Raw genomic sequence first — 22,843 nt, forward strand, 5'->3', positions numbered from 1 at the left:
AGTAGGTCATGAATAAAAAAAAATTACTCTTCATTTTAGGTATAGTTGTCATTGTAATTGTACTACTTGTTTATGGTAAGAAAGCTGGATGGTTTGGTGAAAGTGGAAACTTTAGAGAAGTATCGGTTACCAAAATTGACAAAATTGATATTGTAGAAACTGTTTCGGCTACGGGTAAAATACAACCCGAAGTAGAGGTTAAACTTTCTTCAGAAGTATCAGGAGAGATTATCGACTTACCCATCAAAGAAGGCCAACAGGTTCAAAAAGGAGATCTTTTGGTTCGTATAAACCCCGATATTATTCAATCTGGATTAAACAGGTCCCAGGCGGCATTAGAAAATGTAAGAGCTGGATTGCGGCAAGCCGAAGCTAGTTTAAAAGAATCAAAATTAAGCTATGATCGTAATAAGGCGTTATTTGATAAAGGAGTAATTTCTAAAGCAGAGTGGGATAGAGCAATCTCTGCATATGAAGGAGCAGAAGCAGCTAAGCAATCAGCGTATTATAATGTAAGAAGTGCTCAGGCAACTGTTAACGAAGCCAAAGATAATCTAAGCAGAACTACGATTTATGCTCCTATGACAGGTACAATTTCTAAGTTATCTGTAGAATTGGGAGAAAGAGTAGTAGGTACTCAACAAATGGCGGGTACAGAGATCGTACGTGTTGCTGATCTTAGTAATATGGAAGTAGAAGTTGATGTAAATGAAAATGATATCGTTAAAGTTTCAATTGCAGATTCTACAATTGTTGAAGTAGATGCTTATCTAAAGAAACAATTTAAAGGAATAGTTACAGAAATCGCTAATTCTGCAGAAAATGCTGTAAGCGCAGATCAAGTAACTAATTTTAGAGTGAAAGTTAGAATTTTGGAGGAGTCATATGCCGATTTACTAGAAGGGAAGTCAGAAAACTATTCTCCGTTTAGACCAGGTATGACTGCTACGGTCGATGTTATTACAGATAAAAGAAAGGATGTAATAGGCGTTCCTATAAGTTCTATAGTAATTAAAAATGATACTTCTGATGTAAAAAAAATCTCTTCTAAGGATGAGATATCATCAGAAACCAATAAAAAATTCGAATGTGTATTCGTTAAGAATGGCGAAACTGCCAAATTAAGAGTGATAAAAACGGGTATTCAGGATGATAGTAATATTGAGATAACTAGTGGATTGAATGAAGGAGATGAGGTTATAACGGGACCTTATAATGTGGTTACCAAAATACTTAAGACTGGGGATAAAGTAACTACCGAGAAAGAGAAAAAATCTACCAAATAAAAACTAGCAGTAGTTGTATGTACTCATCAAAACTCTATTAGTTAAGACTTCTAAAACTTCGGTAAAACATTTCGTGATAGACATATCTAATTAGATCATTTTTTTTGCCTAATTAGATTATCTTTGCCTAAATTTTTGATAGATGGCTTATATCCTTTGTATAGAAACTTCAACAACTAATTGTTCTGTAGCTTTAGCTAATGACAAAGAGGTAATTGGATTAAAAGAGGATTATGATAGCACATATTCTCATGCAGAACGGTTACATAATTTTATTGATAAAGTTATAAAAGAAGCAGGGTTAACCCCAAAAGATCTTTCTGCGGTTTCGGTTAGTAAAGGTCCCGGTTCATATACAGGATTAAGAATAGGTGTATCGGCAGCAAAAGGGTTATGCTATGCATTAGATATCCCATTAATAGCTGTGCCTACTCTGCACTCATTAGCATTGCAGGTATCACCAGAAAAAGATAGCTATATTGTTCCTATGCTAGATGCTCGAAGAATGGAAGTGTATTCTGCCGTTTTTACTAATACGTATAAGGAAATAAGAAAAACAGAGGCCGAAATTCTTACCGACACTTCTTTTAAAGCACATTTACAGGAGAAAAAAGTATATTTCATAGGAAATGGTGTAGAAAAATTTTCGGCGATTTGTAACGATGCTAATGCTGTATTTGTACAAAACAAATTGCCATCTGCAAATGAGATGGCAATGTTAAGTTATCCTAAATTTTTGAAAAAAGATTTTGAAGATGTTAGTTACCTCGACCCGTATTACTTAAAAGACTTCGTGACGGGCTAGAATCAGAGCTTTTTAATGCATTATATCTAGCTACAAGTCGAATTAAATCTTCTTCTTTTCTCAAACGAATTCTTTCCTTTTTTAAATAATCTTTCAATTCGTTTTCTTTATCATTAAATGCTGCAAGCATTTCTTTTTTGTTCATCGGTAATTCCATGATAACACCAGATTCTTCGAGGTAATATGAGGTAATCATTCTAAGTGTTCCTGGATCAGAAGGGCCACTAATTATCGGACCTGTTTTTTCGGGATCTTTTATTTTGAGTGTAAATTTTTTATAAATACGATACCTGTCGGTTAATTCTACTAATACATAATAGCCATCTCTATTGCTTCCTCGTTGATTTTTGAATTCACAGTAATAGAAATAATCACCATCGATTCGAGCATGAATAGTTGGGCTTTTAACCACTTCGTATAATTTGGATTGCGAACTATATTCTAGAGCATCAGAATAAATGTTATACTTAAGTTTAGCATCAAAAGTTCCTGATTTCTCATCAATAACACTAGATTCTTTATAACGACTCTTCATATAAATACTACCATCATAATCATCATATAAAGAAACTCTGGTAGTAGATGTAAGTAAATTTCGGGGTAATTGTGCAAATAATGCAGACGATGCTATCAAGCATAAAAAAAGTAATATTCTTCTCATAGTTTTTCGATTTAGGTGTGATAAACTTAAAGAAATAACATTTTAAATACAATTAATATGCTTTTTTGATCAAATTTTTACGAATTTCATAATTCAAACATGTGTAGCGTTAAATTATTAGGAATAAAATTGCGATTTTAACAAATAATTCACATAGGCATTTTGCGGTAAAACCGTAATTAATGTAGGATTAAGACTACAATTGAATTGATTGTTAATGGTTTAAAGGTGTTAAAAAATCCATAAAAAACATTTTTTTAACACTTTTAGCATAGCTCAAAATAAAAAGTGGTTAAGCGTTTTTTTGCTACATTACTTAAAATAGTATTACAATGTGTTGTAGAAATTTACTAATTTAATTAGATCCTTTTCTTTCTTTAAACTTAAATTTTCTTTACCAATAAAATCTTTTACTTCTTTTTGATTGTTAGGAAAGATACTTACCGTTTTCTTTTTACTTGAACTAACAGGAAATAGTTTTTCGTCTATTTCTAAATAATAGGCATGTTGATCTGTGAATTTTGCTGGAATATCTTTGTTCATTGGAGTTTTTGCGATTTTGGTATCAATATATTTTTTTTTCAATAGTTTGTATAAACTGATTTTGGCATTACTTGTTAGCTTTATTAAATACCCATTTTTAGTTTTATTATTGCGATATTTGTATTCCTTATAATGATACTCTTTATTTTTAATTCGTACATAGACACTTTTGTTTTTGGTGAGTCCCAGAATTTCAGAAGATTTTAAGGTTTTGCTTACTTCTATTTGATCGTTAAACACATTGTATCTTAAAAACAGTTTTCTAATCTTTTGTTTTGAATTGTTATGAATAATCTCTCCTAATTCAAACTTCTCATTTTCATAAGGAGTCCCTAGCGTCTTGTTTTTATTATCTTTAAAATATTTATGTGCATATAATAAAGGGGTAAAAGAATTTGTTTGGTTCTTACCATTTGATACTACTTGGGCATTAATCGCAAATGCAAACATGAGAGCTATAAAAAATAAAAATATTCTTTTCATAATAAGTGAATTTTGGATTAGTATTGAAATATTATGTTATACTAATTTGAGTCAAAAACTAAGTCAGGTTAAATTAAAATTTAATATAGGTTTCCCCCAGGAGTATTTATTCTAAAGGTAAAATGTCTTTAAATTCTTCAACCGGATATTTACATGAATTATTTACACATAAATAAAACAAAGTTTTGTCTTTAACAAATCTGTTTTTTAATAAGGCAGTATCAGAATCTGATGTACCTCCCGCTATTAGTTTATTTGGAATATAAGTTTGACTTACTTCTTTTAATTTAATTTTTGCTTCTTTACCTATAATAACCAATTCATAAAAGTTAAAAGAAAAATTGAGCATAAGATCTAACCAATTAGAGTACCCCGATGCATAAGACTTGATTTGCGGTTTAATATTATGTAACATTTGTTCACTTATTTCTTTGTAATGAGAACGATCAAGATAATGAGATAGTAGAAATAAGTTCTTAGCCATTATTGAATTAGATGCTGGGATTACATTATCACTGTATTCTATAGTACGTGTAATAAGTTTTGGGTCTTGATCAGAAGTAAAATAGAATATATTCTTGCTTTCATTAAAAAAGTGGTTTAAAGTGTATTGTGTAAGTTGTTCTGATACCTCTAGCCATTCTGGGTCAAATGTGTTTTGATATAAGGTTATAAAAGCTTCAATAACCAGTGCATAATCTTCTAAATACCCATTAATGGTACTTTTGCCGTTTTTGTAGTTATGAAATAAAGATGTATCATTTTTTAACTGAGTGGTTTTGATAAAGTTTGCATTTTTTATAGCAGCATCCAAAAACTTTTTCTCTCCAAAAGCTCTATATGCATCCAGATAACTTTTTAGCATTAAAGCATTCCACGAAGTTAGAGTTTTGTCATCTAATCGTGGTCGAGAGCGTTTTTCACGCTCATGAAGTAAAACTTGTTTCCATTTAGAGATTTTTTTAATCAAGACTTCACTATCAATATTATTTTCACTACAGAACTTTTGATGAGCATCTTTTCTAATTAAAACATAGTTTCCTTTTTCCCAGAAACCATATGAATTTATATTATAATAATCAGCAAAGAGAGTGTAGTCATTATCAGGTACAATTTTTTTTAATTCTTCTTTGGTCCATACATAAAAAGCACCTTCTTCTAGTTCTCCGTCCAGAGTTTTACTATCTGCATCCAGAGACGAATAAAAGGCTCCTTCTTTATTAGTAAGCTCTCTTGCTACAAAATCTAAAGTTTCATAAACCACATCTTTAAACCAGGGATCTTTGGTAACTAAAAAAGCATCAGAATACAGACTTACTAATTGTGCATTATCATATAACATTTTCTCGAAGTGGGGGACATGCCATTTTCCATCTGTAGAATATCGTGCAAACCCTCCTCCAATATGATCATACACCCCGCCATATGATATTTTTGTCAAGGTGTTTTTTACAAAATTTAATAGTGTTTCGTCTTTGGTTTGATGAGCATACCGAAGAAGGAAATGATAATTATTGGGCATCATAAATTTAGGAACTCGTTTTGTACCTCCTTTTTGATGGTCAAAATGAGAACTCCATTCTTTTACAGAAGTCGCTATAAATTCTTTATCAAAATTAATAGCATTAGTGTTTACTTCGATAAGATCTACAGCCTTAATCCCTTGTTCTAGTTTTTCGGCATATTCTATTAGCTTATCGGGTTGTTTTTCATATAAATTTGCAATTTGTTTTAAGGCATCAACCCAATTTCCTTTAGGAAAATAGGTGCCTCCCCAAACAGGCCTTCCGTCGGGTAATACAACCATATTAAGAGGCCAACCACCACTACCGGTCATTAATTGTACTGCACTCATATATACCTGATCTATATCGGGGCGTTCTTCACGATCTACTTTAATATTTACATAATTCGCATTCATGATTTCTGCTACCTTAGGATCTTCAAAGCTTTCATGTTCCATAACATGGCACCAATGGCAAGCTGCGTATCCTATACTTATAATAATAAGCTTGTTTTCTTTTTTAGCTTGTTGTAGTGCTTCTTCTCCCCAAGGTTTCCAATTTACAGGATTGTGAGCATGTTGCAGGAGATATGGACTGGTTTCATAAATAAGATCATTAGTATAAGCGTGTTGTTTCATAGGTGGTTTATTTTGACTTGTGCACGTTGTAAATAATAGCGATGATATAATGATGCATAAATATTTCACCAGAGTCGATTTTAGTAATGTATAAAAATATAAAAAGCATCCCGAATACATCAGAATGCTTTTTATAAAGAAGTAATAAAACTTTTTATTTTACTTCAAAAGAGATTTTTAGGCTTACTCTGAATTCTGTTACATCATTGTCTTTAACCACAACACTTTGATCTGCAACATAAGCAGATCTAATGTTTTTTACAGATTTACTAGCTTGTTTTACAGCATTTCTAGTAGCATCTTCCCAGCTTTTTTCAGAATTTGCTAATACTTCGATAACTTTAATAATCGCCATGTTGTGAGTTTTTTAAATTAAAAAATATAAGAATATCTAAGATACAACAAACTGTTGCTTTTTAGAAAAAATAGCATGTATTCTTTTCCTGGATTTTTCGATATAATTATAAATTTATCGTTAAAAAGCATATTGACATAAAATCATCTTATTTTTTGATGAGTAACCGTTATTCTGCTCCTATTAATTTTTTATATGCATTAGCATCTAATAGATCGTTAATCTCATCTGGATTAGAGATTTCTATTTTAGCAAGCCAACCCTTAGTATAGGGATCAGAATTTACCATTTCCGGATTTGACTCCAGCTCTTCATTAATTTCAATAACAGTACCCGAAACTGGCATAAAAATATCAGAAACGGTTTTAACTGCTTCAATAGATCCCATTACTTCTCCTTCATTAAGTTCTTCATCCAAAGATTCGAGTTCTACATAAACGATATCACCTAACTCACTTTGCGCAAAATCTGTAATACCTATATGGGCAATATTGTTCTCTATTCTGATCCATTCGTGATCTTTACTATACTTTAATTCTTCTGGGATATTCATAGTTTTATTTTTTTATGAAAGGTGTTTTTTTAACTATTGCTTTGATGCGCTTATTTCGAATTTCGATAAAAATGGTACTATCTGCTTTAGCGTGGGGAATAGTTACATAACCAAGTCCTATTCCTTTTTCTAATATAGGTGATTGACTTCCTGAAGTTACTTTTCCGATACACTCATCATTTTCATTATAAATTACATATCCAGCTCTGGGGATACCTTTTTCTATCATTTCAAAGCCAACTAATCTTCGAGTGACTCCTTCTGCTTTTTGTTTTTGTAAAGCTTCAGAATTAATAAAAGGTTTAGTGAATTTTGTAATCCAGCCTAATCCTGCTTCTAATGGAGAAGTGGTGTCATCAATATCATTTCCATACAAGCAGAATCCCATTTCTAATCGTAATGTATCTCTTGCTCCAAGTCCTATAGGCTGAATGTTATCTTCTTTTCCAATTTCGAGAATTGCATTCCAAAGTTGTTCTGCTCCAGAATTAGGAACATAAAGTTCAAAACCTCCTGCGCCTGTATATCCTGTAGCAGAAATGATTACATCTTGTATTCCTGCTATTTCACCCATAACAAAAGTGTAATATGGGATATCAGCAAGTGTTACTTTTGTGAGTTTTTGTAATACCCGGCTTGCAAGTGGTCCTTGTACGGCAAAAAGTGATATTTCATTAGAACGATCAATCATTTCTACATTGTCTGTATTATGACTTTTTATCCAGTTCCAGTCCTTGTCAATATTAGAGGCATTAACTACCAAAAGATATTCTTCATCACCTAGTTTATAGATAATAAGATCATCTACAACACCACCTTTATCATTAGGCATACAAGAATACTGAGCACTCCCAATATTTAATTTAGAGGCATCATTACTACTTATTTTCTGAATTAAATCTAACGCTTTAGGTCCTCTAAGGATAAATTCACCCATATGTGATACATCAAATATACCAACACCTTCTCTTACAGTTTTGTGCTCCTGTACTACAGAGGTGTATTGAAGTGGCATTAAATATCCTGCAAATGGGACCATTTTTGCTCCCAACTCCTGGTGCTTAGCTTCGAGAGCTATACTTATTAGTTCTGTTTCCATATTAGTTTATAGTTATTTCTGTATTCTTTGTATCTTCTTCAAAAACCGAAACAGGTAGGCAACTACACATTAAATTTCGATCTCCATGGGCATCATTTACACGACCTACACTAGGCCAGAATTTATTGCCTTTTATATGAGGTAGCGGAAAAGCTGCTTTGGTTCGGGAATATGGCATATCCCAATTGTCTCGAGCGATAAACTCCATAGTGTGAGGAGCATTTTTTAATACATTTTGCTCTCTAGAGGCAGTTCCGTTTGCTATTTCTTTTATTTCATTTCTGATACTTATCATAGCATCAATAAAGCGATCAAGTTCTTCTATAGTTTCACTTTCTGTGGGTTCTATCATAATAGTTCCTGCAACAGGAAATGATACAGTTGGTGCATGAAATCCGTAATCCATAAGTCTTTTTGCAATATCGGTTACAGTAATATCTTCTTCTTTAAATGCTCTACAATCGATAATAAGCTCATGGGCATTGCGACCTTTTTCTCCGGTAAACAGGATAGGATAATGATCGACGAGTTTTTCTTTTATATAGTTGGCATTTAGAATTGCCATTTTTGTAGCAGAGGTTAATCCTTCGCCACCCATTAATGCGATATATGCATAAGAAATAGAAAGAATACTTGCGCTACCCCAAGGTGCTGCAGAGATAGCTGCTATAGCCTTTTCTCCTCCTGCATTTTTTACTACAGCATTACCCGGTATAAATGGAGCAAGTTCTTTACTTACTGCAATAGGACCCATCCCTGGTCCACCACCACCATGAGGGATACAAAAGGTTTTATGAAGATTAAGGTGACATACGTCTCCACCGATAATTCCAGGGCTAGTTAATCCTAATTGAGCGTTTAGGTTTGCTCCATCCAGATATACTTTTCCTCCATTATCATGAATAATCTCACAGGCTTCTTTAATATTTTCTTCAAAAACACCATGAGTAGATGGATAGGTAACCATTAATGCCATTAAATTATCCTTATGTTTTTCGGCTTTAGCACGCAAGTCATCGATATCGATATCTCCATTTTCTTTACAGGATACAATAACTACTTGTTGACCCGCCATAGTTGCAGTTGCTGGATTGGTACCATGTGCAGAGGATGGGATAAGAGTTATGTTTCTATGCGTTTGATTTTTATCTGCATAATATGCTTTTATAACCATTAAGCCTGCAAGTTCTCCCTGAGCTCCACTATTTGGCTGTAAGGAGGTGGTATATAAACCAGTAATTTCTGCTAACCAAGACGCCAAATGTTCAAACATTTGATGGTATCCTTTTGCTTGATTTGTGGGTACAAAAGGATGAATATTGGCAAGCTCTCCCCACGATAAAGGCATCATCTCTGTAGTTGCGTTAAGTTTCATGGTGCATGAGCCTAAAGCAATCATAGAATGTACTAATGAGAGATCTTTATTTTCTAATCTTTTTAGATATCTAAGCATTTCATGCTCTGCCTGATAAGAATTAAATACAGGGTGTTCTAGATAAGAAGTTTTTCTTTGTAAAGAAGCAGGGATCGCAGTTGCATCAATTTTCCAATCTGTTATCTTTACCGTTTTACCCTTTGCATTAGCAAAGATTTCGATGATATCTTGTAGATCGGCCAATGTAGTTTTTTCGTGCAGTGATATCCCTACATGATTATCCTCAAAATATCTGAAATTGATTTCTTTATCGAGTGCTATTTTTTTAATACGTTCTTTATCTTCTACTTCTATTTTTAAAGTATCAAAAAAATGAATATTCGTTTGTGTATATCCAAGTTTCTCTAATTCCTGATTAAGCTTAGCCGTTGATAAATGGATTTTATTAGCGATCTGAGATAGTCCATCTTTCCCGTGATACACAGCATACATCCCAGCCATTACCGCAAGTAATACCTGTGCGGTACAGATATTTGAGGTAGCTTTTTCTCGTTTAATGTGTTGCTCTCTGGTTTGTAGTGCCATTCGATATGCAGGACGACCATGGCTATCTTCTGTTACTCCAATAATTCTACCAGGAATATGACGTTTATATACCTCTTTTGTAGCGAAATAAGCAGCGTGTGGCCCTCCATATCCTAGGGGTACTCCAAATCTTTGTGAAGTACCTACAACTACATCTACTCCCATTTCGCCTGGTGCAGTAATATGTGTTAATGCCATTAGATCTGATGCTACTGCAATTTTTACTTCATGCTTTTGTGCTTCAGTAATATAAGATGTTGGATCTGTAATTGCGCCATCACTATCGGGATATTGGGTAAGAAGTCCGAAAAGATCTGGGTTTGACATATCAAGTTCGGCGATATCCCCAACAACTACATTAATACCAATAGGTTCTGCACGACCTATGATAAGCTCTATGGTATGCGGAAATGTTTTTTGATCAATAAAAAATGTACTGGCTTGTTTTTTTGCTCTGCTTTTTACACGATATAGAAGTGTCATTGCTTCTGCTGCAGCTGTAGCTTCATCCAAAAGAGAAGCATTAGCTAGTTCCATTCCTGTAAGATCTGTAATCATGGTTTGATAATTGATCAAGGCTTCTAGTCGACCTTGTGCTATCTCTGCCTGATACGGTGTGTAAGCAGTATACCAAGCTGGATTCTCAAGAATATTTCGCTGAATAACTGGCGGTACAATACAGTCGTGATATCCCATTCCTATAAATGAACGGAATACTGTATTGTTTTCCATCATAGATTTGAAATTGGTAAGGAACTCCAATTCTGTTTGAGCTTTTGGTAATGCTAATGGTTCTGTAGAACGAATGTTTTTTGGAACTGTTTCATCAATTAACTGTGTTAATGATGAAACACCAATCACGTTTAGCATTTGACCAATTTCCTTTTTACCTGGGCCTATATGCCTTGGTAGGAATTCTTGTTTAAGTGTACTTAGATCTTTCATCTGTTCTTTTTATTGTTCTTTAACGGTCAGATGGAATTCACCATTCAAAATTTTCGATAAATACAAACTTGGTTTATATGGCTCATTTCATAATATAACTATCCGCTAGATTGTTTTTATTTATACAATGGAAATTTTTTCATCCAGTTATTTACTTCTGTTTTGATAGATAAAATCTTAGCATCATTATCATGGTTTGATAATACTTCATCTATAAAACCAACCATGGTATACATGTCATTTTCTTTCATTCCTCTGGTAGTAATGGCAGATGTTCCTAGTCTCATACCAGATGTTACAAATGGTGATTTATCATCAAAGGGCACCATGTTTTTGTTAATTGTAATATCTGCTTTTATCAATGTGTTTTCTGCTAATTTTCCTGTAATGTCTTTTGATCGCAGATCAATAAGAGCCATATGGTTATCGGTTCCGTTAGAGATAATATCATACCCTCTTTCTATTAAGGCAGCACACATTGCTTTGGCATTTTTTGCTACTTGCTCTACATATACTTTATAGTCATCAGTAAGTGCTTCACCAAATGCAACCGCCTTTGCTGCAATTACATGCTCTAATGGTCCTCCTTGAGTTCCAGGGAAAACAGCCATATCTAAAACATTAGACATCATTTTGATTACTCCTTTTTTGGTAGCGTGGCCCCATGGATTTTCAAAATCTTGCCCCATCATAATCATTCCTCCTCTTGGGCCTCTCAATGTTTTGTGTGTTGTAGTCGTTACAATATGACAATGTTTTATAGGGTCATTTAATAGACCTTTAGCAATTAATCCTGCCGGATGAGAGATATCTGCCAATAATAAAGCTCCTGTCTGATCTGCTATAGCTCTTAATCTTTCATAATCCCAATCACGACTATAGGCAGATGCTCCGCAAACAATTAATTTAGGCTTTTCTCTTTCTGCTGTTTCTGCAACGGTATCCCAATTGATAAGACCTGTTTCTTGTTCTACTCCATAGAAACTTGGTTGATAAAGTTTACCAGAAAAGTTAACCGGTGATCCATGAGTAAGATGACCTCCGTGTGATAGGTCAAAACCTAGTATTTTATCACCTGGATTAAGACAGCCCAGCATTACAGCTGCGTTAGCTTGTGCTCCAGAATGCGGTTGTACATTTACCCATTCTGCTCCAAAGAGTTTTGCAGCTCTATCAATGGCAAGTGTTTCTACCTTATCGACTACTTCACAACCGCCATAATATCTTTTTCCAGGAAGCCCTTCTGCATATTTGTTGGTTAGAGAAGAACCCATGGCCGCCATAACCTGCTTAGATGTAAAGTTTTCTGAGGCAATTAGTTCTATTCCATGTTCTTGACGTTCTGTTTCTTCTGCGATAAGGTTTTTTATCTCATTGTCCTGAATATCTTGTACCATATTTTCTTTTTTTAGCATATTACATCCAATATTGAGCATCGGATTTTAGTTACTGTATTTTTTTTGACATATAAGATTTTTATGAATCAAAAATTAACGGATGCAAATTGTGAAGAATAAAATTGAAAAAATAGTACAAAATTGCAATCGAATATTTGTGTCGATTTAATAAAATGAAAACGGGATAGAATGCTGTTTTGTAGTTTGTAAGGAAATGTTTTAGGTAATTACCTTATTGGCAAATTGTTTAGGGGTAATACCTATTATTTTTTTGAAATGACGGGTAAAATGACTTTGGTCAAAAAAACCAGACTGGTAGGCCACTTCTGTTGCAGATAATCTTTCTGTTAGTAGTTTTTTAGCTTTTTCTATTCTAAGATTCACTAGGTACTGATGCGGAGGAAGTTGATATTGTTTTTTAAAAGATTTGATCAATCCGTATTCTGAAATGCCTGTTAAGTTAGAAAGATCATGTGTCGAAACTTCTTCAAGATAATGGTCGTGTAAATATTCTTTGATTTGCCGTGCAACAATAAGTTTTTCTGAAATTGGTTCATTATTTATTTCAGTATACGCATACCTTTGGATAAGCTCTTTAAGAAAGTCCATAAGTAAACATTCGGACTTTGGATTATGTTGATTGTAAATCAAATTCGGAAATACGGCTTTACCTTTTTTGAATAATACCTTATTGTTTATAATATTTTCTTTAAAAATAGGTAACTCTATAGGCAGATTTAGAGTATCCATAGCCTTTTTCATGATCCCAATAGGAATATACATAGTAAGAAAATTCCATGGGGAATTTTTTACAGGCTTTCCAGTATGTACTTCATAGGGATTGAAAACAAGAATTGAACCAGTAGATAAAATAAAATTAGAAGAATCGTTAGAATAGTCACCAATACCATAATCCATAAAAATTATAGTGTAACTTTCATGAAAATGAGGCTTAAATTGATGTGATGTAAATGACCCCTTAAACAACTCTAAATTATCGAGAGCGTTATTTATAAAATGCTGGACATTATTATGTTTGTTTTTGTCATACATTATCTCAATAATTTACTTTTGAGCGATTTTTTAATCATTCAAAACCCAAAAAAATCCTTGGTATAATTCTTAACTTATGATACTAACAAAAAGTATTTCTATACTTTTTTAAGTAGCTAATATATGTCGGTTTTATAAATTATCTATAATCAATAGTTTGAAATGTATTAAAAAATGTATGTTTTGATGTTTTAGTACTATTATATGGATAATTTAGTATGATTTTGAATAGATAAAAACTATGTTTTAGGTTCTTTATATATAAATATTAACCATTTATAGCTTCTACGTATTCTACTTTGTCTTTTAACATCTCTTTTAGCATATTTTCGATTCCATTTTTTAATGTAAAAGTAGAAGACGGACATCCACTGCAAGCTCCTTGTAAAATTACTTTTACACCTTTGCTCTTCGGATCATAAGAATCAAATAATATGTTACCTCCATCACTAGCTACAGCAGGTTTGATATATTCATCAATAATATTTACAATATCTTTTGAGACATCATCCAGATTTTCAAAATCTAAATCAGACTGTTTTTTTACTTCTTCTTTTGTCACAGCAGCATTTGCAGTTAAAACTTCTTTACCTTGCTCTAGATAACTGCGTATAAAATCTCTGATCTCTGTGGTAATATCGTTCCAATCTGCTAAGTCGTATTTCCCTATAGAAATATAATTTTCATCAATGTATACTTCCTTAACAAACGGAAAATGAAATAACTCTTGTGCCAAGGGTGCTTCGCTGGCATCATCAATATTTTTAAATTCATGCCCTGCAGTGACTAATTTTTTATTAGCAACAAACTTTAATACAGCAGGGTTAGGAGTACTCTCTGCATAAATAGTAATAGGAACTTTTTTTGTGGTTTCGACCTCGGTTTCAGTAATAATAGGTTGACCACTATTTAGGTAATTTTTGATCTGTTGTGCAACTTCTTCCTGCACATCTTGCCATTCTACAATATCATACTTATCTATTGCAACAAAATTTTGTGCAATAAATACCCTTTTTACAAATGGGAGATAAAACAATTGTTGTGCAAGAGGAGCATTTTTGGCCTGATCTATATTCTCAAATTCATAACTAGTATGCTGGGTTAGAAAATAATTGGCTTCAAACTTAACAATACCCGGATTTGAAGTAGGTTCTATTTTTATTTCAAAATTCTTTTCCATGCGCTTTTTTTGCAAATCTACTAAAAAGCAACACGATATTAGTAATGTATGCGTAATGCTAACAATTTTTAACTAATCTTAAATAGATGTGGATAAATAAAGTGCATTATTTTGACTTTTGTTGTTGAATTTGATAATAATTATATAGGCACAAAGAAGAATAAGATTATCGATCAAAAATTTCATCACTAATAATAAGTGATTCATCACAAAATCTTAATTAAACGTTGATTTATAGTGGTAATGCAGCTATGTTTGCACAAAAAATATAATGATCAAGGACAGATTTCTAATGCCTATAATTGGTTAAAAATAATAACCATAAGAGGGAGTACATCCTTTGACTTGTTTTGACTTCAAAAAGTATAGATCTTGTATTCTGACAAAAATTTATATCTTTGGAGCGATTGAAATACAATGATTTATTTAAAAAAATAAGGTGAAGCCTCACAATATAAACTGTTTTTAATAGTTTAGATTGAATTCACAAATTCTATTTAGCCCCTAAATAATAGTGCTCAAATGAACTTAAAAACATTCTATGTAGTAGTATTAGTACTGGTATCTCCATTTGTCTTCTCGCAAGAAGGTATTCCTGTATACTCTGATTATCTCTCTGATAATTTGTACTTAATACATCCTGCAATGGCTGGCGCATCAAATGCTAATAAAATTAGGCTTACTGCCAGAAAGCAATGGTTTGATGTGAATAATGCACCTAATCTACAAACTTTAAATGTTAATTTTAGAACTGGTGAGAAATCTGGTTTAGGAGGAATTGTATATAGAGATGAAAATGGTAGGTTTTCTCAGGCAGGACTGTATGTAACATATGCTTATCACCTTTTGTTTTCGAGAGATAGAACAGATTTAAATATGTTATCTTTTGGTCTTAGTGCTGGTTTGATACAATCTAATGTGGATTTAAGAGGGCTTGATGATCCTTTTGACCCAGATCCTGTAATTCTGGATAGAGTGCAAAAAGATGTATATTATAATGTTGATGTAGGATTATCTTATAACTATTTAGAATGGTATGCCCATATTACTGTTAAAAATATATTACCAACTGTTCGTGATGTTTTTGATAATGATACCCCGATACGAGAATCTAATAATCAACGTAGATATATCTTTTCTTTAGGGTATTTGTTTGGTATTGGTGCTACTCCGTGGAGTTTAGAACCATCTATTATGTATCAAGCCACAGATGAAACTCAAGAAAGTACCATTGATGCTAATTTAAAAGTATATCGAGATTTTAGTTCCAGTACTTTATGGGGAGGAATATCTTACAGACGTAGCCTGGATGGAGCAGAATTTTCTCAGGATGGGACTTCTATAGAAAGCCAGCAATTGCAATACATAACCCCATTTTTGGGAGTTAATTATAAAAAATGGATGGTTGGGTATACTTACAGTTATCAATTAAATTCGGTAGTGCTTAGTAATGGAGGTTTCCACCAAATTACTCTAGGGTACGATTTTGGGAAGCGTAAGGAAAGATGGAATTGTAATTGTCCGGCGGTTAATTCTAAAAACTGATCACAGTATAAAAATATTACGTAAAAGATAAAATAAATGCCTGCATATTTGCAGGCATTTATTTTATTTGGTAAAAGTACCATCAAATTGTAATCTTTGATCTTTTATAGGAACCAAAGAGGACAATTCATATACATTTTTATAACCATATCCATAGAGATTTATAAATGTTGGGATGTTTAATGCTAGAGGAGCCATTTTGGAAGCAAAATTAATAGAATCTCCATCGATATTGTTATTACAATAAATTAAAATACGAGTCTTTTTAGAAGGTATTTTTTTTGCCAGTTTTCCTTCTGTAAAATCAGAAAAATTGATATGAGTTGCTCCCTTAAGGTGTTTTTGTTTGTAAGCACTTTCAGAACGAGTATCTAATAAAATAGTATTCTCATCTGCCATATACTTTAGAAAAGTCTCCAGAGGGATTAATCGTTCTTTTCTATATTCTAAAATTTCTTCAGATATTTCCAGAAAAGAATCATAATCAACATTTGATTTTGATAACTTCTTTTGTTGCTGTGCCTGCATGGACATAGGTATTAGAATTAGTATAATTACTTTAATAACTGTTTTCATCTTGAATGTTTATTTTCTTAGAACACACTATTTTTTATGATTTATTCTTCCCAGGAGAAAGATTTTTTTCTTCCTTGCTTTTTGATAGCATTTAGTAATGCAGCTTCCAGGTTTGTATCATCTTTTTTACTATTTTCTTTGATATACGATACACGCTTTTTATTTAACTCTTTAATTTTTTGTTGTATCTCTTTACGCGTTTTACTTTTTTCTGCGATATATTGCTTTAACTCAGCTTTGGATTTTTCTTTAAGCTCTTTTGGTAATTCGTCTTTTGCTACTTTTTCTACTTCAAAAGCTTCGTCCTCAGCTGCATCGATTAGATCCCAGCTTTTGTTTTTATAGAAACCAGAACTCTTGCTAACGGTTCGACTTACGGCATTAGCAGAACTGTAGGATCTTGCATTACTATCCTGCTCGGCTTGTAATTGTCTTTTTTGAGCACCTTGGTGACCATAATAGATATATGTACCATTTAGTTTATGATTGAGCTTAAGAATAATATCATCATATGGTGTTGCAATATGTACGGTTTCGCGATTATGATCAATTGCACTATATTCTCCAGTTGTAATATCGGCCCCGTGTTTCCACATCGTTTCAATGCCTTGTCTATAATTACCACAAAAAATGGTGTTAATCGTAATATCTTTTTCTAATGCATCTGTTGCTGCATCTTTATAATCAAAGGGCCCTTGGGTAAAAGGTTCGTTACCCGCTATGAAGATTAGTTTTAAATGATCATTATTTTTTTTCCAACCTAATTGATTAATCGAAGTATTGATCACTTTACCACAATATTCGTTTCCTCCGTTAGTTGTAAGTGCAAAAAGTTCTTTAGATATTTCATCTAAATCATCAGAGAACGGTAAGACCTGTCTAATAAACCCTTCTTGAGATGGTAAACCATCATTACCATATTCGTATAATGCTATTTCCAGCTTTATTTTGTTATGACCACATTTTGCATAAGAAAGCTCATTTACGATTTCCCATAGTTGAGCCTTAGCCTGGTCAATAAGCCCATCCATGCTATTACTGGTGTCTAATAGTAAAGCTACTTGTATGTTACGTGTATTAGGATCGGTTTTGGTAGTTTGTATTAGGTGGTTTTTTTCTTTTTGAAATGCGAGATCGGAGTTCGGTTTATTATTTGCGTTACAAGAAATAGTAACAAGTAAACATAACATGCTCCATGTAAAAAATGTCTTCATAGTTTCCTTTTTTAATTTTGGATAAAACTATAGTTAACTTTTTTGATTAAAAATCTATAATGAGGGACTAGTTAATATAAATGAGGGAACTTACTCTTTTGATTAGGGAAGTTTCTTTTTTATTCTAAAAAGCTACCGTAAAACTGTATAATCACGAGATTCGAATTTTATTATCCCATTTAAATGGATTAAGTTTACCTTGATTTAATAGTGTATAATGAAGAAGATTGGCTTGATAATAGTATTTCTTTGGTTCCTTCCTGTATTGGTTTTGGGGCAAGAAAACGCTAGAATGAAACGACCAGAATCGATGAGTATTAAAGGTTCTGTGAAGGAGAAGAGCACCCGAAAAGCAATTAGAGATGTTGATGTGACTGTTCTGGGAAAAGGAACCGTTACAACCGATATTTTTGGTAATTTTAGGATTGAAGCCCGTGTTGGAGATGAGCTTGTAATTGCTCATGATAGTTTTAATACTATACGATATACGATTAAGGATGGCCAAAGAATTGATATTGAAGTACAGGATAATCCACAAGAAGCTAAATCACCTTCAATTTCAAAACAAAAAAGAGAGTCAAGATATCAGGAAAACCTTAGAGCAGCAAAAAGCTCCTTAAAAAAGGATGCCGCTACGAGTATAGAATATATCACCAATGCTTTAGAAACAATACGAGATGATGATCCTTCATCAGACGATAAAAAAGCCGAATTATTTGAGTCGTTAGCTGATATTTATGAGTACTGGAAACAGCCAGATCTTGCAGAGAGTAACTACCTTTTAAGTCTTAAAAATAAATATAACACAGATGTAAAAATTAAATTAGCTAATGCTCAACTAGAAGGAAAAAATTACCAGGCAGCTCTAAATACTTTTGATGAATTACGGCGATCCAGATTGAGTAATACTCAAAAGGCTATTGTTTATGAAGGTCTGGGAGATAGTTATAAAGGGTTGCAAAATTATCCTGATGCTATTACTAATTACAATAAAGCTCTTTCTATAAGCCAGAGAAAAAAGCTGGATGATAAGGTGATTCTGTTAAATTCTAAGTTAGCCGAAGTGCTACAACAAGAGGGGAATATTAGAGATGCCGAGGAATATTTGGATAATTCGGTGCAACTGGCACAACAAAAAGATAAAAAAACATCAGCGAGGCAACGATCTGTTGCAGCAGACTTTTATAATAAGAGTAATAGCTATGGTAAAGAGATACAATTAAGAAAAGAAGCACTCGAGGATATCGAAGAAATTGAGGAAAGTAATGAGAATGAAGGTCCACAGGCAGAGAAAGACAACTCTTTAACTACTCAAGTACAAAATTATAAAATTGCCAGTGCTTTTGCAGCGCAAGAAGCATATGATGAAGCCATACCGTATTTAGAAGAAAGTATTAAAGAGGCAGAATCAAAAAATGATCTTATTGTTCAAAAAGATGCTACCCGAAAACTAGGAGAAGTCTATCGAGAAAAAGGAGAGTTAGAAAAAGCATCAGATGCCTTCAAAGAATATGAGGTAATCATAGATAAGTTATATATTCAAAAAGATCAGGAGATATCGCAGGCAACTCGTTTTAGCAGAGAACTAGCGCAGAGAGCAAATAGAATTACTACATTAGAGAAAGATAGGGAGTTAAATGAAGCAAGATATGAATTGGCATTTGCTTCGCAAGAAATAGCAAATCAACAAAGTATACGACAACAAATTGTAATCTATTTTTTAATTGGGTTAATGGTTCTGTTGCTTCTTGCTGGATATTTGATGTATCGTAATATGAAGCAACAACGGTATGCAAATAATATTTTGGCTTTAAAATCACTACGTTCCCAAATGAATCCACATTTTATTTTTAATGCTTTAAATTCTGTGAATACATTTATAGCAACAAGTGATGAAAGAACAGCAAATCGATATCTTACCGATTTTTCATTATTGATGAGAGCTGTTTTAGAGAATAGTGAAGAAGATTTTATTCCTCTAGAAAAAGAGATAGAACTCTTAAGATTATATGTGCAATTAGAGCATTTTAGGTTTCAGGATAAATTTGAATATACAGTTGAGGTTGATCCAGAAATCGATATTAATGAATATATGATTCCTCCTATGTTATTGCAACCATATGTAGAAAATGCGGTATGGCACGGACTACGATATAAAACTGAAAAGGGACTGTTATCCATACGTTTTCAAAAAGCAACATCAGAGAGTATAGAAATTACAATTACTGATGATGGAATTGGACGTAAAAAGTCTAAAGAACTGAAAACGCAAAATCAAAAACTTCAAAAATCCAGAGGGATGGGTAACATCAAAAAGAGAATTGCCATCCTTAATAAAATGTATAAAGATAAGGTTGATGTGTTTATATCTGATCTTGAAGATAACACAGAAGGAACACAGGTAAAATTAATCCTTAAGAAAGACAAGTAGATGAACTTAACTGCAATTATAGTAGATGATGAAGCTAATAGCCGAGCTATACTTAGAAATTATTTAGGTAAGTATTGCTCATCGGTTACCATTTTGGGAGAGGCAGCCAGTGTAAAAGAAACATTAGTATTGCTAGAATCTTACACCCCTGATATGTTGTTTTTGGATGTAGAAATGCCTTATGGCAATGCATTTGATTTATTAGAGCAAGTGCCCGATCGCACATTCGAAATTGTCTTTGTAACTGCCTATGATCATTATGCGGTAGATGCTCTAAATGCTCAGGCAACCTATTACTTGTTAAAACCTATTGCAATTGATAATCTTATCAAAGCTGTTGATCATGTAAGCTATATCAAACAGCGGGAAACTGCTCTATTGGATACTGTTTTAGTTCCCAAGGTGACAACTGCTGAAGGTAAAATCACTATCCCGCAGCAAGATGGTTTTGAGGTTCTACAGATTTCTGATATTATGTATTGCGAAGCTGATGATAACTATACCAAAATTTACCTGGATAAAGGTCAAAAGTTAGTGAGTAAAACGCTGAAATATTTTGAAGAATCCTTAAATCCACATGGGTTTGTGAGAACTCATAAAAGTTATCTGGTGAATGTGAGCAAAATAACACGATACCGGAAAGGGAAGGGAGGGAGTATTGTACTTTCTTCTGGAAAAGAGTTAGCGGTGTCCTCTTCTAAAAAAGGAACATTATTGAATTATTTTAAATAATTCGAGTTGATAATTATGAGGTTTTGATTTTTTTTGTTAAAATATGCTGAAAAAACAAGTGTTAGTTGTTGTAATTTGTAATATCCACTATTATTAACTACAAAAACTTAAAATAATGAAAAAAAGAGAATCGTTAAAAAAACTATCTCTAGAAAAAATCAAGATTTCTAATCTTGCCTCTAAAGCTATCAAAGGAGGAACAGGTAATCCATCATTACACAGTTGTGCCGGACAAGGTAATAACCCTGGTCAAACTTGTTATACTAATAATTGTGGAGGCACTGGCGGAGGTACTGGTGGTGGTGGAATTAGCGGACCTATTTACTGCTAATCCTCTTTTAAGTTAAAGAAATGAAGATTGTCTAGAAGTAATCTGTTTATTGTCTTTTTGAGAACTAATTTGTTGCTTTATGTCTTATAAAAATGAAGAACATTATTTTTTAGACAATCTTTTTTAAGTTTATATATTTAAAAACTAAAAATCTAAAGCTTTTACAGTTCGTGTAAGAGTATTTTCATGCAAAATGTTCTTTAGTATGTCTGTATTACCATTAGTATATAAAGTATGCTTGCCTATTTTTGGGTTTGGATTTAAAAGATGATTTGCAATCAACACAGCTTTAGTTTGTCGTGCAACCGCTTCTCCCGAATCAATAATTGTAATCTCGTTGGAAAGCATTTTTTTTAGAAGTGGGATTAAGTAGGGGTAATGTGTACATCCAAGGACTAAATGATCTATATTTTTGTTAAGCATTGGGGTAATATAAGAATGAAGTAATGTGTACATTTTATCCGTATCTATCTTGCCCTTTTCAATAAGCTCCACCAGTCCAGTGCCAATGACTTCAATAACTTCAATATTCTGAGTGTACAGATCTGATGTTTTGACAAATAACTCACTAGATAGAGTACCTTTTGTAGCAAGTACACCTACTTTTTTTGTTTTCGTATGAATAGCTGCCGGTTTTATAGCAGGCTCAATGCCAATAATTGGTATGCTGTAAGTGGATCGTAGCGTTTTTATGGCATTTGTAGTCGCAGTATTACATGCAACCACAATGATCTTACAATTTAAATCAAGGAGTTTTTCGGTATTTTTAATGCTTAATGCAGTAATCTCTTCTTTACTACGCTTACCATAAGGAGCATATTTGCTATCAGCCAGAAAGATAGTGTTCTCATGTGGTAATAGAGAAGTGATTTCTTTCCAGATTGTTGTTCCACCAACACCTGAATCAAATATACCAATAGGTCGATTTTGCATAATTACATAATAGTTTACCTCAAAAATAAAAAAACAGTGAGATGTCATCTCACTGTTTTTTTATTTTTATTAAAAGTTTAAAGTAAAACTGTTAGATACCTAAGTCTTTTTTTACATCTGCCATTAGGTTTTTACCATCAGCCATGATTACTCCGGTTCCTGTAGTAGAATCTAATACATATTGAAAACCTTGTGCTCTTGCTACCTTTTGGATAGATGTACGTGCTTGTTCATAGATAGGCTTCATTAATTCGATCTCTTTTTTCTGAAGATCCTGAAGTGCATTTGTTCTATAATCGTTAATGCTTTTCTCTGTAGCTTGTACTTCTTGTTGTCTTTTTAGATTCTCTTCATCCGTCTTAGTTTCAGCTTCCTGAGAATATTTTTTGATAGTGTTTTGTAATTCTAACACCATATTTCTAATTTCTGCATCATAGGTCTTATTCAATTTTTCGATCTCACTTTTTGCAGCTTTAAAAGCAGGCATTGCTTCTACTAGCTCTTGCGACGCAATATGCGCTACTTTAGATTGAGCATTCATAAAACTTGAGGTTCCTATGATAAGTGCAATAGCTACTAGTAATGTTCTAAATTGTTTCATTTGTAAGTATTATTAAA

Annotated in this window: 20 protein-coding genes; 6 read left to right on the top strand and 14 right to left on the bottom strand. The window is 32.9% G+C overall.

Annotation, left to right across the window (positions count from 1 at the left end):
- Positions 1-8 precede the first annotated feature (8 nt).
- Both DK441_RS15260 and tsaB read left to right on the top strand, forming a co-directional pair.
- Positions 9-1,286 (top strand): efflux RND transporter periplasmic adaptor subunit, encoded by a 1,278-nt coding sequence (locus tag DK441_RS15260; RefSeq protein ID WP_109851480.1) that lies wholly within the window; start codon positions 9-11, stop codon positions 1,284-1,286.
- A gap of 142 nt (positions 1,287-1,428) precedes the next feature.
- Complete coding sequence (gene tsaB, locus DK441_RS15265; protein ID WP_109851481.1) at positions 1,429-2,091, top strand: tRNA (adenosine(37)-N6)-threonylcarbamoyltransferase complex dimerization subunit type 1 TsaB; 663 nt, start codon at positions 1,429-1,431, stop codon at positions 2,089-2,091.
- Here the strand turns inward: tsaB and DK441_RS15270 are convergent.
- The 10 genes from DK441_RS15270 to DK441_RS15315 all read right to left on the bottom strand — a co-directional run bounded on the left by DK441_RS15270 (position 2,045) and on the right by DK441_RS15315 (position 14,463).
- Positions 2,045-2,752, bottom strand: coding sequence for a hypothetical protein (locus DK441_RS15270; protein ID WP_074409659.1), 708 nt, complete (start codon positions 2,750-2,752; stop codon positions 2,045-2,047). The two genes, tsaB and DK441_RS15270, sit on opposite strands and share 47 nt — an antisense overlap.
- A 327-nt stretch (positions 2,753-3,079) precedes the next feature.
- Positions 3,080-3,778 carry a hypothetical protein gene (locus tag DK441_RS15275; RefSeq protein WP_160112114.1) on the bottom strand — a complete coding sequence of 233 codons (699 nt, stop codon included), beginning with the start codon at positions 3,776-3,778 and terminating at the stop codon, positions 3,080-3,082.
- 106 nt (positions 3,779-3,884) lie between these two features.
- On the bottom strand, positions 3,885-5,921 hold the full coding sequence (locus tag DK441_RS15280; RefSeq protein ID WP_109851483.1) for a thioredoxin domain-containing protein: 2,037 nt from the start codon (positions 5,919-5,921) through the stop codon (positions 3,885-3,887).
- A 154-nt stretch (positions 5,922-6,075) separates the two neighbouring features.
- On the bottom strand, positions 6,076-6,276 hold the full coding sequence (locus DK441_RS15285; RefSeq protein WP_074409656.1) for a dodecin family protein: 201 nt from the start codon (positions 6,274-6,276) through the stop codon (positions 6,076-6,078).
- Between the two features lie 169 nt (positions 6,277-6,445).
- Complete coding sequence (gene gcvH, locus DK441_RS15290; protein ID WP_109851484.1) at positions 6,446-6,829, bottom strand: glycine cleavage system protein GcvH; 384 nt, start codon at positions 6,827-6,829, stop codon at positions 6,446-6,448.
- A 4-nt stretch (positions 6,830-6,833) separates the two neighbouring features.
- Positions 6,834-7,928: a glycine cleavage system aminomethyltransferase GcvT gene (gene gcvT, locus DK441_RS15295; RefSeq protein WP_109851485.1), complete on the bottom strand. Its 1,095-nt coding sequence runs from the start codon at positions 7,926-7,928 to the stop codon at positions 6,834-6,836.
- A 1-nt stretch (position 7,929) separates the two neighbouring features.
- Positions 7,930-10,833, bottom strand: coding sequence for an aminomethyl-transferring glycine dehydrogenase (gene gcvP, locus DK441_RS15300; protein ID WP_109851486.1), 2,904 nt, complete (start codon positions 10,831-10,833; stop codon positions 7,930-7,932).
- 116 nt (positions 10,834-10,949) lie between these two features.
- Entirely contained in the window at positions 10,950-12,248 is a 1,299-nt protein-coding gene (gene glyA, locus DK441_RS15305) for a serine hydroxymethyltransferase (RefSeq protein ID WP_200822856.1), read from the bottom strand.
- Between the two features lie 201 nt (positions 12,249-12,449).
- Entirely contained in the window at positions 12,450-13,283 is an 834-nt protein-coding gene (locus tag DK441_RS15310; RefSeq protein ID WP_109851487.1) for an AraC family transcriptional regulator, read from the bottom strand.
- A gap of 268 nt (positions 13,284-13,551) precedes the next feature.
- Positions 13,552-14,463, bottom strand: coding sequence for a NifU family protein (locus DK441_RS15315; RefSeq protein WP_109851488.1), 912 nt, complete (start codon positions 14,461-14,463; stop codon positions 13,552-13,554).
- Positions 14,464-14,985: 522 nt separating this feature from the next.
- Here DK441_RS15315 and DK441_RS15320 point away from each other — a divergent pair.
- Positions 14,986-16,008 carry a type IX secretion system membrane protein PorP/SprF gene (locus DK441_RS15320; protein WP_109851489.1) on the top strand — a complete coding sequence of 341 codons (1,023 nt, stop codon included), beginning with the start codon at positions 14,986-14,988 and terminating at the stop codon, positions 16,006-16,008.
- 63 nt (positions 16,009-16,071) lie between these two features.
- On the opposite strand, the gene DK441_RS15325 is transcribed toward DK441_RS15320, so the two are convergent.
- Together DK441_RS15325 and DK441_RS15330 are read right to left on the bottom strand one after the other, a co-directional pair.
- The gene (locus tag DK441_RS15325; RefSeq protein WP_074409648.1) at positions 16,072-16,584 is read right to left on the bottom strand and encodes a rhodanese-like domain-containing protein; all 513 of its coding nucleotides are present in this window, start codon (positions 16,582-16,584) and stop codon (positions 16,072-16,074) included.
- Between the two features lie 41 nt (positions 16,585-16,625).
- Positions 16,626-17,798 (bottom strand): VWA domain-containing protein, encoded by a 1,173-nt coding sequence (locus DK441_RS15330; RefSeq protein WP_109851490.1) that lies wholly within the window; start codon positions 17,796-17,798, stop codon positions 16,626-16,628.
- 217 nt (positions 17,799-18,015) lie between these two features.
- Between DK441_RS15330 and DK441_RS15335 the strand changes: the two genes are divergently transcribed.
- From DK441_RS15335 to DK441_RS15345, 3 genes are all read left to right on the top strand, one after another.
- Positions 18,016-20,229, top strand: a complete 2,214-nt coding sequence (locus DK441_RS15335; protein WP_109851491.1) for a histidine kinase — start codon at positions 18,016-18,018, stop codon at positions 20,227-20,229.
- Positions 20,230-20,961, top strand: a complete 732-nt coding sequence (locus DK441_RS15340) for a LytTR family DNA-binding domain-containing protein (protein WP_109851492.1) — start codon at positions 20,230-20,232, stop codon at positions 20,959-20,961.
- A 115-nt stretch (positions 20,962-21,076) separates the two neighbouring features.
- Entirely contained in the window at positions 21,077-21,292 is a 216-nt protein-coding gene (locus DK441_RS15345) for a hypothetical protein (RefSeq protein ID WP_074409644.1), read from the top strand.
- A 144-nt stretch (positions 21,293-21,436) separates the two neighbouring features.
- Here the strand turns inward: DK441_RS15345 and murI are convergent, their stop codons facing one another.
- A complete protein-coding gene (gene murI, locus DK441_RS15350; protein WP_370444321.1) occupies positions 21,437-22,273 on the bottom strand; it encodes a glutamate racemase in 837 nt (278 codons plus the stop codon).
- 43 nt (positions 22,274-22,316) lie between these two features.
- Positions 22,317-22,826 (bottom strand): OmpH family outer membrane protein, encoded by a 510-nt coding sequence (locus tag DK441_RS15355; RefSeq protein ID WP_024771572.1) that lies wholly within the window; start codon positions 22,824-22,826, stop codon positions 22,317-22,319.
- Between the last annotated feature and the right edge of the window lie 17 nt (positions 22,827-22,843).

It is taken from the genome of Aquimarina sp. AU58 (assembly GCF_900312745.1).
GTDB classification, from domain to species: domain Bacteria; phylum Bacteroidota; class Bacteroidia; order Flavobacteriales; family Flavobacteriaceae; genus Aquimarina; species Aquimarina spinulae.